Genomic DNA, 15,889 nt, shown 5'->3' on the forward strand with positions numbered 1-15,889 from the left:
TTCGGCATTGCGCCAGGGAGGTCCTCATGCGAGCTTTGAGTATCCGTGGGATGGCGGGGGTGGTCGTCGGGTCGGTGATGTGGAGCATCGGTGGGTTGGCGTCGGCCATCGACGTGAAGCTCTCCGCTGAAGAGGCGAAACAAGCCTTGGAAGTCGGTCGGATTCCCATGGAAAAGGCGAATTCGCCGGAAGACGTCAAGAAGGTCCTGCAGCAGGCCTCGCTCACTACCAGAGTCGGAGCGGACCCGGAAAAGGACAGCTGTGGAGCGAGCGCCATTCTGCGCACCAAGCGCTATCGCCTCGAAGCGTTCGGGCGCCAAGAAGCCGCTGAGTCGAAGAAGCAGAAGAAGGAAGTGCGCATGCCCGATGAATTCATTCAGAAGGTCATCGACATGCCGAACATGGAAGTCGAAGTGCAGCTGTGCGGGGACGACGAATATTTTGCCGAGAAGGCCGACATCGTCTTCCAGCAAAAAGGGAAAAATATTCGTCCTATCGACATCAGTCCTGCCGATCGAGGCAGAAAGAACGAAGGCTCAGGACCGGCCTATCGGTCGCGCTTTACGGCCCGGTTTGGGTATGACACGTTTGATCCCAACGCGAAGACCACGGTGGTGGTGACGTTGCAGGACGGGCAACAGATCCAGTTCGACGCCGATTTTTCCAAGGTGAAGTAACCTTCTCTCGCCCGGGCGCCGCGGTATCTCGCTCGCGTCCGGGCCGCCTTCGTCCGTTCGTTTTCCTTCCGCTCTCTGCCCGTTTTCCTGCCATCTCGGACTCGGTACGGTGGGGTTGAGTCGCCTCGCTATGCCCATGCATAATGGGCGGCATGGATCGCGTCGATCTCCTGTCGCTGTATCGCCAGATGTTATTGATCCGTCGATTCGAGGAGAAGTCGGCGGAGATGTACGCCCTGGCGAAGATCGCCGGATTTCTTCATCTCTACATCGGGGAAGAAGCCATCGCCGTCGGAGCCGTGGCTGCGCTTCGCCCCGACGACTATGTCATCAGCGCCTATCGCGACCACGGGCATTGCTTGGCACGGGGCTCTGATCCGGGCAAGGTCATGGCCGAACTCTTTGGGAAGGCGACGGGACTGTGTCAAGGCAAGGGCGGGTCCATGCATCTGGTCGACGCACCCAATCGCTTCATGGGCGGATATGCCATCGTGGGCGGCCACATTCCGCTGGCGACCGGCCTGGCCTTCGCTGCGAAATATCAAAAGCAGGATCTGGTGACGGTCTGCTTTTTCGGCGAGGGTGCGGTACCCAGCGGCCAGGCCCACGAGGCGTTCAACCTGGCGGCCCTCTGGAAATTGCCCGTCATCTTTATTTGCGAAAATAACCGATACGGGATGGGGACGCCGGTGGAGCGGGCCATCGCGCTCTATGCCGATGTGGTGGAGACCGCCCGGTCTTACGGCATCATGGCCGAACGGGTGGACGGCATGGATGTCTTGGCCGTCCGATCGCTGATGCGCACAGTGGTGGATCAGGTGCGGGCGGGCCACGGCCCCTTCTTTATCGAAGCCATGACCTATCGGTTCATGGGCCACTCCATGGCCGATCCCGCACATGGTCACTATCGCACCAAGGAAGAAGTGGAGGAGCATCGGCGACGCGATCCGCTTCGGTTGCTTAAGGACACGATTCTGCGGGGGCAGCTCGGTACCGAAGCGGACTTCAAACAGCTGGAGCAGGAGGTGGGGGATAGGGTCGCGGCGGCCGTCAAGTTTGCCGACGAGAGCCCCTTTCCGTCCCCGGCCGCACTGCATACGGACATTCTGGTCGAGGGCGAGGTCTGACCATGGTGCTCTCCTATCGTGAAGCGCTCAACCAGGCGATGCGCGAAGAGATGCGTCGGGATTCACGCATCTTTCTGATCGGCGAAGAAGTCGGCTATTACCAAGGCGCGTTCAAGGTGAGTAAAGGGTTTGTGGAGGAGTTCGGCCCACAGCGGGTCATCGATACCCCGATCACGGAAGCGGGCTTCACTGGGCTGGCCATCGGAGCTGCCATGGCCGGGCTGCGTCCGATCGTCGAACTCATGACTATGAATTTCGGCATCGTCGCGCTCGACCAGATCGTCAACAATGCCGCGAAGATTCGGTATATGTCCGGCGGCCAACTCTCGGTTCCCCTCGTGATTCGCGGCCCTGGGAGCGCGGCCCATCAACTGGGGGCTCAACATTCGCAAAGTCTGGAGGCGTGGTTCTGCCATGTGCCGGGTTTGAAGGTAGTGGCGCCGGCCTTGCCGCACGATGCCAAAGGGCTGCTCAAGAGCGCGATTCGCGACCCCAATCCGGTCGTGTTTATCGAGGCGCAGTTACTCTATGGCACGAAGGGCGAGGTTCAGGACGGCGACTACACCATTCCGCTCGGTGTGGCCGACGTGAAACGTGCCGGAAGCGACGTGACGATCGTCGCCTACTCGAAGATGTTGCTGGTGGCACTGGAGGCTGCCGAGCGGTTGAGCCTCGAGGGGATCGAGACGGAAGTCATCGACCCGCGTACCCTCAAGCCGCTGGATGTGCCGACCATCGTCGCGTCGATCAAGAAGACCGGGCGTCTGGTCATCGTCGAGGAGGGGTGGCGCTTTTGCGGGTTGGGAGCACAGATCGCCGACAGCCTCTATGGAGCGGCATTCGATTATTTTGATGCGCCGATCGTCCGGGTGACCGGCGAAGACGTTCCCATGCCCTACAGCCGGCCGTTGGAAGACCTTGCGATTCCCGACGCCTCACGGGTGGTGGAGGCGGTCACGGCACTGTGTACGGGAAGGGGGCACCATGGCTAGTCGCGTCGTTATGCCGAAACTGACCGATACCATGGAAGAGGGCGTGCTCCTGGCTTGGAAGAAACAGGAAGGCGAGCCCGTGCAGGCCGGCGAGGTGATCGCCGAGATTGAAACGGACAAGGCGGTCATGGACTTGGAAGCCTTTGCGCCCGGCATCCTGCGGAAGGTGCTGGTGCGGGAGGGGGAGACCGTGCCGTCAGGCGCGCTCATCGCCGTGATCGGCGAGGCGGACGAGGACCTGACCGCCGCCCTGAACGACGGCGTGACCGCAGCGCCTTTGATCCAGGCGAAGACGAGCCCCGTCGCGGCGTCCTCAACGAAACCGGTCGCTGTACCGTCCACTTCTGCGGCAGGCGCCCGCCCCATCGCGTCTCCACGCGCTAAGGCCTTGGCGGCTGAACGGGGACTCGACCTCGCTGGGATTAGCGGCACCGGGCCCGGCGGGCGAATCCTGGAGGAGGATGTGCTGAAGGCCCAAGCCGACGGGGCGTCGCTGTTGCCGCCCGGCGTCGATCAACCGTTGAGCCAGATGCGCAAAGCCATCGCCCGGACCACGGTGCAGAGCAAGGCGCCGGTACCGCATTTTTATCTCTCGACCGACATCGACATGGAGCCCGCTGAACGTTTTCGTGACCGATTCAAGGCGCAACGTCATGGCCATCCCTCCGTCACCGATCTGCTCATCAAGGCGTCGGCGCTGGCGCTCCAACGGCATCCGGAGGTCAACGTCTCCTTTACGGGCGAGGCCATCAGGCGCCACGGCCAGATTGATATCGGTGTGGCTGTCGGGATGGAGGACGGTTTGATCACGCCCGTGATCCGGGATTGTGGGACGAAGCCGCTCAGCACCATCTCGGCCGAATCGCGTGCGCTGATCGAACGGGCCAGGCAGAAACGACTGCAACCGCAGGAGTATGCGGGGGCCACGTTTTCGATCTCCAACCTCGGTATGTACGACGTGGACAACTTCATTGCCGTGCTGATGCCGCCACAGGCCGCGTCGCTGGCGGTGGGGGCGATTCGCGATGTGCCGGTTGTCACGAAGGGGGTGGTGACGGCGGGACGGCGGATGACGGTGACGCTCTCCTGCGACCATCGCGCGATCGATGGCGTGCAGGGTGCGCAGTTTTTGAAAGAGGTCAAGCGGGTGTTGGAACATCCACAGGAACTCGCCGGGTCGGAGGAGATCTCATGAGCTTCATCCCCCTCTCGACCCTGCGCCCTGCCGACGAGGCGGCCGGTGCTACGAACGCACGGCGTCTGCCTCCCTGGTTCAAGGTTCGGCTGCAGACCGGTCCGGACTATCACGACATTCGCAAGACGATGGATCGGCTGAACCTCCACACGATTTGCGAGGAGGCGCGTTGTCCCAATGTGTGGGAATGTTGGAATGCCCGCACCGCAACCTTTCTGATCCTCGGCGACATCTGCACGAGACGCTGCCACTACTGCTCGGTGGCCACCGGCCGGCCGCATGCGGTCGATCACGACGAGCCGTTACGCGTGGCGGAAGCGGTCCAGGCCCTCAACCTGAGACATGCCGTCATTACGTCGGTGAATCGGGATGAGTTGGCGGACGGCGGCGCGTCGGTGTTTGCTGAAACCCTCCGCCAGATCCGACGGTTGATTCCCAGTTGCACGATCGAGGTGTTGATCCCGGACTTCGAAGGCAACGAAGCCGCCCTGGCGACGGTGGCCGCGGAGAAGCCCGACATTCTGAACCACAATATCGAAACCGTCCGGCGGTTGTTTCCCTCGATCCGCCCGCAAGGGAAATATCAGCGGTCGATTGAGCTGCTGGGCCGCGCCAAGCAGATGGGGATGACGACCAAGTCTGGCTTGATCGTCGGCATGGGCGAATCGACGGATGAAGCCCGCGAGGTCATGCGGGATCTCCGCGCAGTCGATTGCGACATCATGACCATCGGGCAATATCTCCAACCGACGAAGGAGCACCTGCCGGTCGCACGGTTTTATCACCCTGATGAATTTGCGTTGTTGAAAGAAGAAGGCCTCGCCATGGGTTTTCGCCATGTCGAATCGGGCCCGCTGGTGCGCAGCTCCTACCACGCGGAACAGCAGGTGGCAGGTGGAAGTGCGGGCGCTTGATAGGTTGCAGGCAAATAGTCTTCCGGGATCGTGGTTTTGTTGCCGTCGCGCACCTGCGCGTAGTGCGGAGACATGATCTCCACCCCGGCTTCATTAAAGGTGTCCTGAATGTTCTGGTGGAGGTCCGAGTAGGTGACGGCCATCTGGTTTGGGGCGCCGGTATAGGCATTCAACTCGTACGTCACATAAAAGTCATTGAGCGCGGTTTGCAACACAAACGGCTCCGGGTCTGAGAGAATATTTCTGGTTGCCAGTGCGGCGTTCTTGAGTAGGTTATGGACCGTCCGCCACGAGGTGTCATGCCCGATGGTCACCGACGTGTTGAGGATGAGAGGAGGGGCAGACAGGGATGTGGAACTGTAGTTGATGATATGTGCGCCGAGAATCAGTGAATTGGGAACGGTGATGTCGACGTTCTTGATGGTTCGAATGCGGGTGACGAGCAATGTTTTCTCCGTCACGTCGCCGACGGTGTCGGCTATTTTGACGCGATCTCCGAGTTGGAAGGGACGCATGTAGGTGAGGATAATGCCGGCGATTGCATTGCTGACGGCGCCTGCCGAGCCCAGGGAGAACAAGACTCCGAGGAAGACCGAGACGCCGCGGAAGGCTTCCGATTGGGATCCGGGGATGTATGGAAATATGGCGATGGCTGCAAACGCGATGACGAGGAAGCGGATGATCTTGAACGTCGGGTCGGCCCAATCGCGATGGAAGCCGGCAAAAGTGATCGCTCCCCGCTGGATACCGTTGAACACCATCTGAATCAACTTGATGACGTACCGCGTCACCATGATGATGACGATGATTGCCGCAAAGTCGGGCAGGGCGCTGAGGAAGGCCTGGGCGATGGTCGTGAGCGTTGCGACCACGGCCTGCACCAGCTTGGTGGCGAGTTGTCGTGTCCAGGGGAAGAGGCCCAGCACGGTCGTGAGATAGACATAGACGATCACGATAGTTAGCGCGAATCGCACACCGTTGGCGACTGCGATGACCTGCCGCGTGAGTGTCTCAGCAGAAAAGACTTCAACCCGCTGGATCTTGACCGCCTTGATGTAACTACCCTCCCAGCGCTTGATGCGGTGGTGAATCTTGGGAAATACCTTGTGGAACGTCAACAGGATCGCTGCTAACACCGCGGTCGCCGCCACCGCCAGGGCACCTTCCATGAGCAATGTTTCCAGGCTCAGCTCTTTGTGTGCCTTGTGCAGCACCGTGCGCAGTTTGCCGGCATACTCCCGGGCCAGGTCCTGTCGGTGCCGGCCGTAAGGTCTGGCATCGCCATCGGTCACCGTGAGCAGCACCATGCTGTCGAGTGCGATGTCGGTCCCGTGTTCGGTTTCGGCGATGGTAATCGCGTCGAAGTTCGTGAACGGCGCGTTAGCAATCTGTGTCAGGCGATCTCGAATTGCGTTGGCGCGATCCTGTGGCGTGAAGGATCCGACTTTCTGATGGAGCGTGAATAAAGATTCACCTTGATAGATCACCGGCGCTTCGCGGGTCTGCCCTCCCGGAACTTCTGCGGTAAGTGAGGTCGTCGGCGGATGCACCTGGGCGGGGGAAATGCCGGGGAAGCCGAGGACGCACACCAGCAACACGCAGTGAATCCCTCGCCTCATGGCGAAACTCCCTCAATGGTCGCCTGAAACATCGAACACGGAGCCCTGGGCTTATTCCTCGTATCTGGTGGGGCCTGCGCGATTGCGCGGTACTGTAGCGAAGATACTTGCCTCACGCAATCCTACCAGCCGTCACCGACGACGAGTGCTTGGGAATTCCACGCAAACGCCTACTCATAATGCAGCGCTTCGATCGGATTCATGCGCGAGGCCTTGTTGGCCGGGTAGAGGCCGAAGAACACGCCGACGACCAGCGAGAAAAGAAAGGCGACCGCCACGGCTTGAGAGGAAATAATGGTCGGCCAGCCGATCATGCGGGTCAGGAGCCGTGCCCCGGCAATGCCGAAGATCACGCCGGCCACTCCGCCGATGGCCGTGAGGATCACCGCCTCCACGAGAAACTGCAACAGGATGTGGCCACGTTTCGCCCCGACCGCCATGCGGATGCCGATCTCCCTGGTCCGTTCCGTGACCGATACCAGGAGAATGTTCATGATCCCGATACCGCCGACGACGAGCGAAATGGAGGCGATGCTCAACAGCATCACCATCATGGTGCGGCTGGCCCCCGCGACGGTCTTGGCCACGTCTTCCATGGTGCGGATCGTAAAATCGTTCTCCTCGGCCGGGTGAATGCGGTGGCGGGCGCGAAGGAGTTCCGAGATCTCTTCCACGGCGGTCGGAATGCTGTAGCGGTGGTGGGTGGCGACCATGATGATGCCGACGGTTCCGAGGAACTTGGTTCCCAGTACCTTCCGTTCGGCGGTCGTGAAGGGCAGGATGACGACATCGTCCTGGTCCTGGCCGGACAGAGACTGTCCCTTGGAGGCGAGGACGCCGATCACGCGTAGCGGCACGTTCTTGATGCGAATCTGTGAACCGATGATGTCTTCGCCCCGCTCGAAGAGGTTGTCGGCGACCGTTTTCCCGAGCACCACGACCTTGGTGGCTGCGTCTTCGTCCGCTTGCGTGAAAAAGTTCCCGTCGGCAATCGGCCAGTTGCGCAGGTCAGGGAAGTTCGCGGTTGTGCCGAGCGCCACCGTGTTCCAATTTTTGTGCTCATGCACGACCTGCAGCACCGACCTGGTGGCATAGGTCACCAGGCTCACGTCGCCCACTCGTTTTTCAATGTCACGGGCGTCTTCCACGGTCAAAGTCGAGACGGTGCCGAGGCCGCCGCGGACGCCGGTGACGGTCGTGGCGCCGGGAATGACGATGAGCACGTTGGTGCCGAGACTGGCGATTTCCCGCTGAACGGAGGCGGTGGCGCCCTGGCCGAGACTCACCATGCCCACCACCGCACCGACCCCGATGACGATGCCGAGCATGGTCAGCCCGGCGCGCAGAGGATTGCGCCGTAGCACGCGTAAGGCAGACTGGATGGTGAGCCAGAGAAAGCCCATCGATCGCACCTTCTGAAGCCCGAAGGCCTTAACGCATCTTCGGCCCGATTTCGAAACCCGGCGGAAGTTTTTCCTGTGTATTGTTGTCCGGTGTGGCCAGGCCTACGACCACCTCATCGCCCTCGTGTACCCCTCCGGACTGGATCTCCGTATACAACGAATCCGCGATCCCGACGGTGATGGGCTCGGGTCGGACGCGCCCATTCATGGTGTGGATCCACACCTGGGGCGTCTTACGGTCCGTCGTTGCCCCGGGCATACGGAACCGCAAGGCCGCGTTCGGCGTTCGCAGGGCGTTTTCGTTGCGCGCGGTGACGATCGTAATGTTGGCGGTCATGCCGGGTTTGAGCTTCAGGTCCGGATTTTCCACGGAGATGACCACGTCATAGGTCACTACGTTCTGGATGCTGATGGGAGCGTTTCTCACCTGCGTCACGGTGCCGTGGAACGACTCCCGCGGGTAGGCATCGACGCGGAAGTCCGCCGACTTTCCTTCCGTGACGCCTCCGATGTCGGACTCGCTGACGTTGGCGATGACCTGCATGCGGGTCAGATCCTGGGCGATGACGAACAGCGTGGGTGTTTGGAAACTCGCCACGACGGTCTGCCCCTCCTCCACATTGCGTGACACGACCGTGCCGTTTACCGGCGAAATGATGGTCGTGTACCCGAGATCCAGCTCCGCCGAGGCCAGCGTGGCCTTCGCCTGGTCGACCTGAGCCTGCGTGAGATCCACCTGCGCTTCCGCGTCGCGATGGCTGGTCCGAGCCAGGTCCAGGTCGGATTGCGCGACAAACTGCTGGGCGCGCAGGGTGGCGATGCGGTCCAGCTCGAGTTTGCGTTGCGCGACCATGTTGCGGGCCTTGGCCAAGTTGGCCAGGGCGCTTTTCAGCGCGGCCTTGGCCTGACTGACCTTCGCCTGGTAGGGCTTCTGATCGATCGACGCCAGGACCTGGCCTTCCCGGACCACGGAGTTGAAGTCGGCATAAATGCGAGCAATCTTGCCGGATACTTGGCTGCCCACTTGAACCGAGATGACCGGATTCACTGCGCCGGTGGCCGTAATCAGCGATGTGATGGGCCCGCGATCGACCGGCAGTGTTTTGTAGAGATGGGTGACGGTCCCGTTGGACCAGTACCACAGCCCCACTCCCAGCACGAGCAGGATACCGAGACCGCCCAACATGAGGAGGCGCCGCCGCTTGCGGCCGGTCGCAGACTGGGGGGTCAGGACGACGACCTGTTTCTGGCCCTGGCCTTGCACTATCGGAACGGGAGTCAACACGACCGGGGCAGCGGGCGAGGTCTGCCGCTGGTCCAGTTCCGACGGTTGGTCATCCATGACATACCTCCACGCTTCATCGCAGAAGACGCAAGAGCAGTGCCGTTTATCGACCTCAGAGACCGGCGCGCCGGAGGTTCCTCTGTCCCGCATCCTCCATTCCTAACGGTCCTCGCCAGGGACCGCAATTGGGGCATTTGGCGACAGAGGAGAGGGGACTGCTGCGGCATGCTGCCCCTTGACCGCCGGGAAACAACCCGATTAGGCTGAGGCCAGCAACAAAGGGATTTCTATGACTGAAGATTGGGGCGCAGTCCTGGTGGTCGATGACGACGCCGATATGCGGAGTCTGGTTTGCGACGTCCTCCAGGCGCGGGGACATCAATGCACAGGAGTCGGGAGCGGACAAGACGCGCTCCAGCGCCTGATGGAAGAAGATTATGCCGTGGTTCTCACCGACCTCCGCATGAAGGGGATGTTGGGCACCGAATTGTTGGCGGAAATCAAACGGACCTATCCGGATATCGGCGTGATCCTGATGACGGCGTTCGGATCCGTCGAGACGGCCGTGGAAGCGATGCGGCATGGCGCCAGCGACTACATGACCAAGCCGGTCAAGACCGAAGAGTTGGTGCGGGTCGTGGAACGGGCGATCCGAGAAGCGGCCCTTCGGCGCGAGGTCAGCCGCCTGCGCAAGGAAGTGCACCGCGAATACAGCTTTCACCAGATCTTGGGTAAGAGCAAGCCCATGCAGGCGATCTTCGACTTGATTCGACGGGTGGCCGACAGTCCTACCAATGTGTTGATTACCGGGGAAAGCGGCACGGGCAAGGAGTTGGTCGCCAAGGCGATTCATTACAATAGCGACCGGCGCGACGCGCCCTTTGTGCCGGTCAATTGCGCCGCCATTCCCGAACAACTGTTGGAAAGCGAGCTCTTCGGCCACATGCGCGGCGCTTTCACGGATGCCAAGATGGATAAGCGCGGCCTGTTCGAAGAGGCCCAGAAGGGGACCTTGTTCTTGGATGAAATCAGCGAACTCCCGCTCATGCTCCAGGCCAAGCTGCTGCGCGCGATTCAGGAAAAGGAGATCCGTCGTGTGGGTGCGACCAAGTCGATTCCCGTCGACGTGCGCATCATTGCGGCCACCAACCTCAATCTCGGCGACGAAGTGAAGAATCGGCGCTTCCGGGAGGATTTTTACTACCGACTGAACGTCATCGAGGTGCGCTTGCCGCCGTTGCGCGAGCGTCGGGAGGATATCCCCATTCTTGTGGATGCATTCTTGAAGAAATGCGCGCAGACGCGGGGAAAGCAGGTCAAGGGTGTCAGCGAAGCGGCGCTGGCCATGTTGGTCGATTATGTCTGGCCGGGCAATGTGCGCGAGTTGGAAAACGTGATCGAGCGCGCCGTGACCTTGAGCCATGGCGAAAAGATCATGCCGGACGATCTGCCTCCGTCGGTGCAGGGTGCGCGCGGAGACCGGCGGATCTTGGATGAAGCCGCCGAGCGGACATTGCCGCTGCACGAAGTGGAGAAGGAATACATCGTCAAGATCCTGGAGAAGACGGGCGGCAACAAGTACCAAGCCGCGCATGTGTTGGGGATCGACCGCAAGACGTTGTACCGTAAACTGGCCGAAATCGAAGGCAAGCCCCACTCGGACGAGTAGGGGCTCCCGCGCCACCGCTCGGAGTCATCGGCGTGCAGTTTCCCCACCAGAAGTCTTTTCTGACCGAGTACGGCCTTTCCATCATCCTCACCCTGGCGATTTTCATCCTCGACCTGCTGACCCCGTCCGGGGTGGTCGAATGGCTGCTCTATGCGGTGCCGTTGGCCTTGACCCTGTCTGCCTCGCGAATCCATGCCCCCCTCTATTGGGCCGGCGTGATCACCCTCTTGATCATCGTGGGATATGCGGTCTCGCCTCCCGGTGTCCTGCCCCTGTATTCCGCCATCAATCGATTGCTGGGCATCGGTCTCATGTGGGCCTTTGCGGTCGCGCTCGTCAGCCGTCGACTGACTCAGGTCCAGGCCGCAGCGACCCGCGAGCAGATGGCACACGAGTTGACTGTGGTGCAGGCGGAGCGGACCCAAGCCGAGTCGGCCAAGGAAGCGGCCGTACAGGCGAGGGCCCATGCCGAGGCGGCGGTGCTGGGGGCGGTGGCCGGCCAGCGGCGGGCTGAAGAGGAAACGCTTGAGGAGCGGCTTCGGCTCGAAGGGGTCGTCCAATCGGCCATGGATGCCATCATCACCATCGACGAAGCGGAACGCATCATCCTCTTTAATCAGGCGGCCGAACAGATGTTCAAGTGGCAAGCCGATGAGGTGCTGGGACAACCGCTGAATCAGCTCATCCCCGAGCGGTTTCGTGCGGCCCATACGGAACACATCAGACAGTTCGGCCGCTCCTGCATCACGAATCGTCAGATGGGTGCGTTGGGCATGGTGGTGGGCCTGCGGGCCGATGGAATCGAATTTCCCATCGAGGCGGCGATCTCGCAAGTCGCGGTGAGCGGACATCGGTACTATACGGTCATTCTTCGCGACATCACCGGACGGCGGCGATTGGAGCAGGAACTCGCGGAACGTGAGGCGCTCTTGCGCGCCATCGTCGAGGCGGAACCGGAGTGCGTGAAGGTGCTGGATCTCAATGGGGTCGTTCGGACCATCAATGCGGCGGGATTGGCCATGGTTGGGGCGAGCGGGACGCAGGAGATAGTGGGCACGGACGCGTGCGACCTGGTGGCCGACGAGTTTCGGCCTGCGTTTCGATCGCTGATCCGGCAGGCCGGGCTGGGAACCGCCGGACGACTTCAATTTGAGATGGTGGGACTGAAAGGCCGGCGGCGGTGGCTGGAAACGCACGCCGTTCCGCTGTCGGGCGTGGACGGCGCCATCCACGCGGTGCTGGGGGTGACACGCGACGTGACGGAGCAGAAAAAGGCCGAGACACTCTTGCGCCAGAGCGAGGAGCGGTACCGGCGGCTGCTGGCGGTGCTGCCGGATGCGATCCTAGTCATCCGCGGCGACCGCATCATTTATCTGAATGAGCAGGGCCAGCGGTTGTTCGGGCGGACTCTGCCGGCGGATCTGATGGGCAAGTCACCCTACGATCTGTTGCATCAATCCTGCCATGACTCCGTGCGAGCACGGCTCCGGCACCTGCTTGAAACGGGCAGCACGTTTCCCGAGGAGGAGGCGCAGATCGTCCGTTGCGATGGGACCGTCGTGGACGTCGGGCTCAGCGCGTCGTACTTCAGGGATGAGGAGGGCGGCGGGATTTTGCTGCTGTTGCGCGACATTACCGAGCGCAAACTGGCCGAGCAGCGGGTGCGGGAAAGCGAAGAGCGCCTGCAAAGCCTACTCGATGCGATGGAGGATGTCGTCTGGTCCTCAGCGTTGGACCTTTCCGCCATCTATTACATCAGTCCGTCGGCGGCGCAAATCTATGGCCGCCCGGCGGAAGATTTCATCCGGCAGCCTGGTCTATGGACGGAGCTGATTCACGCGGAGGACCGCCCGTCGATCGAGCGGGCTCTGCAGGACCTCCGGACGACCGGAGAATTCGATGTGGAATATCGGGTTGGCTTGCTCAACGGAGAAACCCGCTGGGTGCATGATCGGCGGCGCATTATCAAGGACGAGGCGGGGCGGCCGCTGCGGATCGACGGGATCGCCACCGACATCACGGAACGGAAGCATTTGCAGGCGCAGTTGCGGCGCACCGAGCGTGTGGCGGAATTGGGAACGGTGGCGTCCGGCATGGCCCATGAGATCGGGACGCCGATGAATGTGATCCTGGGGCGAGCCGAATATCTCATGGAGCGCACGAAAGAAGAATCGGTCAAGAAGGGTCTGCAGACCATCGTGAGTCAGGTGGAACGGATTACGAGAGTGATGAGTCAGCTCCTGGCCTTTGCCCGGCGCCGCCCGGTCGAACATCGGGCTCTGGATCTGCGCCAGACGATCGAAGACAACTTGGAGATTTTTCAAGAGCGGCTGGCGCATAACGACATCACCGCGGAAACCGAGTTCGCGGACGACTGCCCGTTGGTGCATGCGGACGGCGATCAGATGAGCCAGGTCTTGATCAATCTCGTGATGAACGCCATCCATGCCATGCCTACCGGCGGCCGATTACGTGTGGCCCTGGCTCCGGATCGTGGGGTGGTGAAGTTGACCGTGGCTGATACCGGACATGGCATGCCGAGGGACATCATCGCCAAGATCTTCGACCCGTTCTTTACCACCAAGGAGTTCGGCAAGGGGACCGGGCTTGGGTTGACGGTGGTCAAGGGCATCATTGAGGAGCATGGTGGAACCATTCAGGTTGAGAGCGAGCCGGACCAGGGGACCAGGTTCACGATCTGCCTCCCTCTCCATGCGGACAAGGGGGCCGTCACCTCGTAAAGTGCTGCTGTGCGGTTGTGGCGCTTCGGGGCAGACATCCTTGCTCCACTGGGGTCTTTCTCGCCAGCCATTCTGTTGCGTACCACTCGCCTGATACCCCATTCGATCGAAAATCGATTGTGAAATAACCGGTTTCCGCGCGCATTCACGTGTCGGGAAGTGGCACATGCCTTGCGAATGCAGCCTGTCGATGAACTGCCGTCATGAGAGGCTCAGTATGGAGCAGGGGAGGCCAGCCGTCCTACTGGTCGTGGAAGATGACAAGGATATGCGTAGCCTGCTCTGCGACGAGTTGTGGGGGGAGGGATACCAACTCAGGGAGGCTGCCACCGGGGATGAAGGGTTGGCGGCAGTCATGCGAGCCGCGCCGGATCTGATCGTCACCGACCTCAAGATGCCTGCCGGCGGCTTTGACTACGTGCATCGGCTGAGGGTGTGCGCCCCGAATTGCCCCATTATTGTCATGTCGGCCTTTGGGGATGCGCGGACCAGGCAGGAGGCGTTGAGCCATGGCGCGACCGCCTATTTCGACAAGCCGCTCCGGCTTTCCGAACTGAAGGTGACGGTGAAACAATTGCTCAAAAACATGGAGGGATCGCAGGGGAGCCGCCTCCCCCATTGACCTTGTCGGGGGCGCGATCGTCCCGCGTCGGAGTGGGTTGTTTTGCAGTCGAAATCATAGTAAAAATGGGGCCTTCGAACGATCTGAAGGGCCCTACGTGACATCCACCAGCACGAGGAGTGATGAGATGGCCGGATCATCATCACAAATTCCCGCAGCTCCTCCCTTTTCCGATCCTATTCTTGCCGCTCGACTCGAAGCTCTGAAACAGCTGGCGGATGGTCTGACCGATCGTGTCGCCGTCATGGATCGAGACCTCAATGTCGTGTATGCCAACGAACAGGCATGGGGCGAGGGTGGAAGCCCCATCGCCAAGCCGGCCAAGTGCTATGAGGCCTTCGTTCAACTGGAAGATCCCTGCGGCATCTGTCCGGCCACGACGGTGTTTGAGACTCGAGAGGTGCGTACCATTTCCTGCGCCAGTTCCGGCGATGGGACGGCTTGCGGGATGCATCAGGCGTTTCCGCTGATGTCGGCCTCCGGGGAAGTGGGGTCCGTGTTGGTGCTCTTCCATAAGCGGCCTGACAAGGAGTCCCTCTCGGCCCGCGCGATCCAGTCCTCTGGTCGGGCGCGGCCTGAGCGAACGGATGGGCGTCTTGGCGAGATCGTCGGAGCCAGCCCGGCCATGAATCAATTGTTCGACATGATCCGCCTGGTGGCAGACAGCGTGGCGACAGTGTTGATCCATGGTGAAAGCGGGACCGGCAAGGAGTTGGTGGCGCGGACGATCCATCAGACGAGTTACCGGCGAGACAAACCATTTGTCGTGGTGGATTGTGGAGCGCTTCCTGAAACGCTGCTGGAAAGCGAGCTGTTCGGTCACGTCAAAGGCGCGTTTACGGGCGCTGCCACCTCGAAGCCGGGCCTCTTCGAAGAGGCGGATGGGGGCACGGTGTTCTTGGACGAGATCGCCGATACCTCACCGACCTTTCAGGCCAAACTCCTTCGGGTGTTGCAGGAAGGCGAGATCAAGCGCGTCGGGGGCACGCAACCGATCAAGATCGATGTGCGCGTCATCTCGGCGACCAATAAGGATCTGACCGATCTGGTCCGGGCCAAGGCCTTTCGGCAAGACCTCTATTATCGGCTGGCCGTTCTTCCGGTTCATTTGCCGCCGTTACGAGAACGGAGAGAGGACATTCCGCTCTTGGTGTCCAAGTTCGTCATGGACTCTTGCCAGAGACACCGCCAGCCCCAGCGTTCGGTCGGGGAGGAGGTGATGCGGGCCTTGACGGCCGCGCCCTGGCCGGGGAATGTCCGGGAACTGCAGCACTACATCGAACGTGCGGTCGTGACGACCACCCATGGCGAACTCACCTGTGCGGACCTGGTGGCCATGGGAGCGTCGATGGAGAATACGGATTTTCGGACTGCGGTGCGGGACGCCACTCGCCAGGCCGAACGGGTGCGGATTCTCCAGGCGCTTCAGCAGGTATCCGGTAACCGAGTGAAGGCGGCTCGCTTGCTCAAGATCAGCCGTGCCGGCCTTTATAACAAACTGCGCGAATTAGAGATCGAGTAGCCCTTCCGTCGTGCAAATTCGCCTTAGAATCCTACGTGTTGTGGCGTAGTCCTGTTCCGGCAGTTCGTCCTCGTCCTGCCCCTTATTGCCCCAAAATCAACTCCCGCCTGTCCAAGTAGCTGG

The 15,889-nt window shown here is 61.2% G+C and carries 12 protein-coding genes; 9 read left to right on the top strand and 3 right to left on the bottom strand.

Translation table 11 applies throughout. The features are described from left to right. The first annotated feature begins 26 nt into the window (after window positions 1–26). The 5 genes from HRU82_13095 to lipA all read left to right on the top strand — a co-directional run bounded on the left by HRU82_13095 (window position 27) and on the right by lipA (window position 4,905). The gene (locus tag HRU82_13095) at window positions 27–677 is read left to right on the top strand and encodes a hypothetical protein (protein ID QOJ35817.1); all 651 of its coding nucleotides are present in this window, start codon (window positions 27–29) and stop codon (window positions 675–677) included. Window positions 678–820: 143 nt separating this feature from the next. Then, complete coding sequence (pdhA, locus tag HRU82_13100) at window positions 821–1,804, top strand: pyruvate dehydrogenase (acetyl-transferring) E1 component subunit alpha (GenBank protein ID QOJ35818.1); 984 nt, start codon at window positions 821–823, stop codon at window positions 1,802–1,804. Between the two features lie 2 nt (window positions 1,805–1,806). Beyond that, complete coding sequence (locus HRU82_13105; GenBank protein ID QOJ35819.1) at window positions 1,807–2,796, top strand: pyruvate dehydrogenase complex E1 component subunit beta; 990 nt, start codon at window positions 1,807–1,809, stop codon at window positions 2,794–2,796. Next, window positions 2,789–3,991: a 2-oxo acid dehydrogenase subunit E2 gene (locus HRU82_13110; protein QOJ35820.1), complete on the top strand. Its 1,203-nt coding sequence runs from the start codon at window positions 2,789–2,791 to the stop codon at window positions 3,989–3,991. Before HRU82_13105 ends, HRU82_13110 begins: the two co-directional genes overlap by 8 nt. Further along, the gene (lipA, locus tag HRU82_13115; GenBank protein QOJ35821.1) at window positions 3,988–4,905 is read left to right on the top strand and encodes a lipoyl synthase; all 918 of its coding nucleotides are present in this window, start codon (window positions 3,988–3,990) and stop codon (window positions 4,903–4,905) included. The genes HRU82_13110 and lipA overlap by 4 nt, the downstream gene beginning before the upstream one ends. Here lipA and HRU82_13120 read toward each other — a convergent pair. The 3 genes from HRU82_13120 to HRU82_13130 form a co-directional block, all read right to left on the bottom strand. Continuing rightward, complete coding sequence (locus tag HRU82_13120; GenBank protein QOJ35822.1) at window positions 4,860–6,524, bottom strand: mechanosensitive ion channel family protein; 1,665 nt, start codon at window positions 6,522–6,524, stop codon at window positions 4,860–4,862. The genes lipA and HRU82_13120 overlap by 46 nt on opposite strands. A gap of 170 nt (window positions 6,525–6,694) precedes the next feature. Then, entirely contained in the window at window positions 6,695–7,927 is a 1,233-nt protein-coding gene (locus tag HRU82_13125; protein ID QOJ35823.1) for an ABC transporter permease, read from the bottom strand. A 28-nt stretch (window positions 7,928–7,955) separates the two neighbouring features. Next, window positions 7,956–9,269 (bottom strand): efflux RND transporter periplasmic adaptor subunit, encoded by a 1,314-nt coding sequence (locus HRU82_13130; GenBank protein ID QOJ35824.1) that lies wholly within the window; start codon window positions 9,267–9,269, stop codon window positions 7,956–7,958. Window positions 9,270–9,501: 232 nt separating this feature from the next. On the opposite strand from HRU82_13130, the gene HRU82_13135 reads away from it, so the two are divergent. From HRU82_13135 to HRU82_13150, 4 genes are all read left to right on the top strand, one after another. Then, the gene (locus tag HRU82_13135; GenBank protein QOJ35825.1) at window positions 9,502–10,881 is read left to right on the top strand and encodes a sigma-54-dependent Fis family transcriptional regulator; all 1,380 of its coding nucleotides are present in this window, start codon (window positions 9,502–9,504) and stop codon (window positions 10,879–10,881) included. Between the two features lie 32 nt (window positions 10,882–10,913). Next, window positions 10,914–13,622, top strand: a complete 2,709-nt coding sequence (locus tag HRU82_13140; GenBank protein QOJ35826.1) for a PAS domain S-box protein — start codon at window positions 10,914–10,916, stop codon at window positions 13,620–13,622. A gap of 217 nt (window positions 13,623–13,839) precedes the next feature. After that, window positions 13,840–14,244: a response regulator gene (locus tag HRU82_13145; protein ID QOJ35827.1), complete on the top strand. Its 405-nt coding sequence runs from the start codon at window positions 13,840–13,842 to the stop codon at window positions 14,242–14,244. Window positions 14,245–14,371: 127 nt separating this feature from the next. After that, complete coding sequence (locus HRU82_13150) at window positions 14,372–15,766, top strand: sigma-54-dependent Fis family transcriptional regulator (GenBank protein QOJ35828.1); 1,395 nt, start codon at window positions 14,372–14,374, stop codon at window positions 15,764–15,766. Window positions 15,767–15,889 lie beyond the last annotated feature (123 nt).

Origin of the sequence: Nitrospira sp. (assembly GCA_015709715.1) — a bacterium.
Taxonomy (GTDB): Bacteria; Nitrospirota; Nitrospiria; order Nitrospirales; family Nitrospiraceae; genus Nitrospira_A.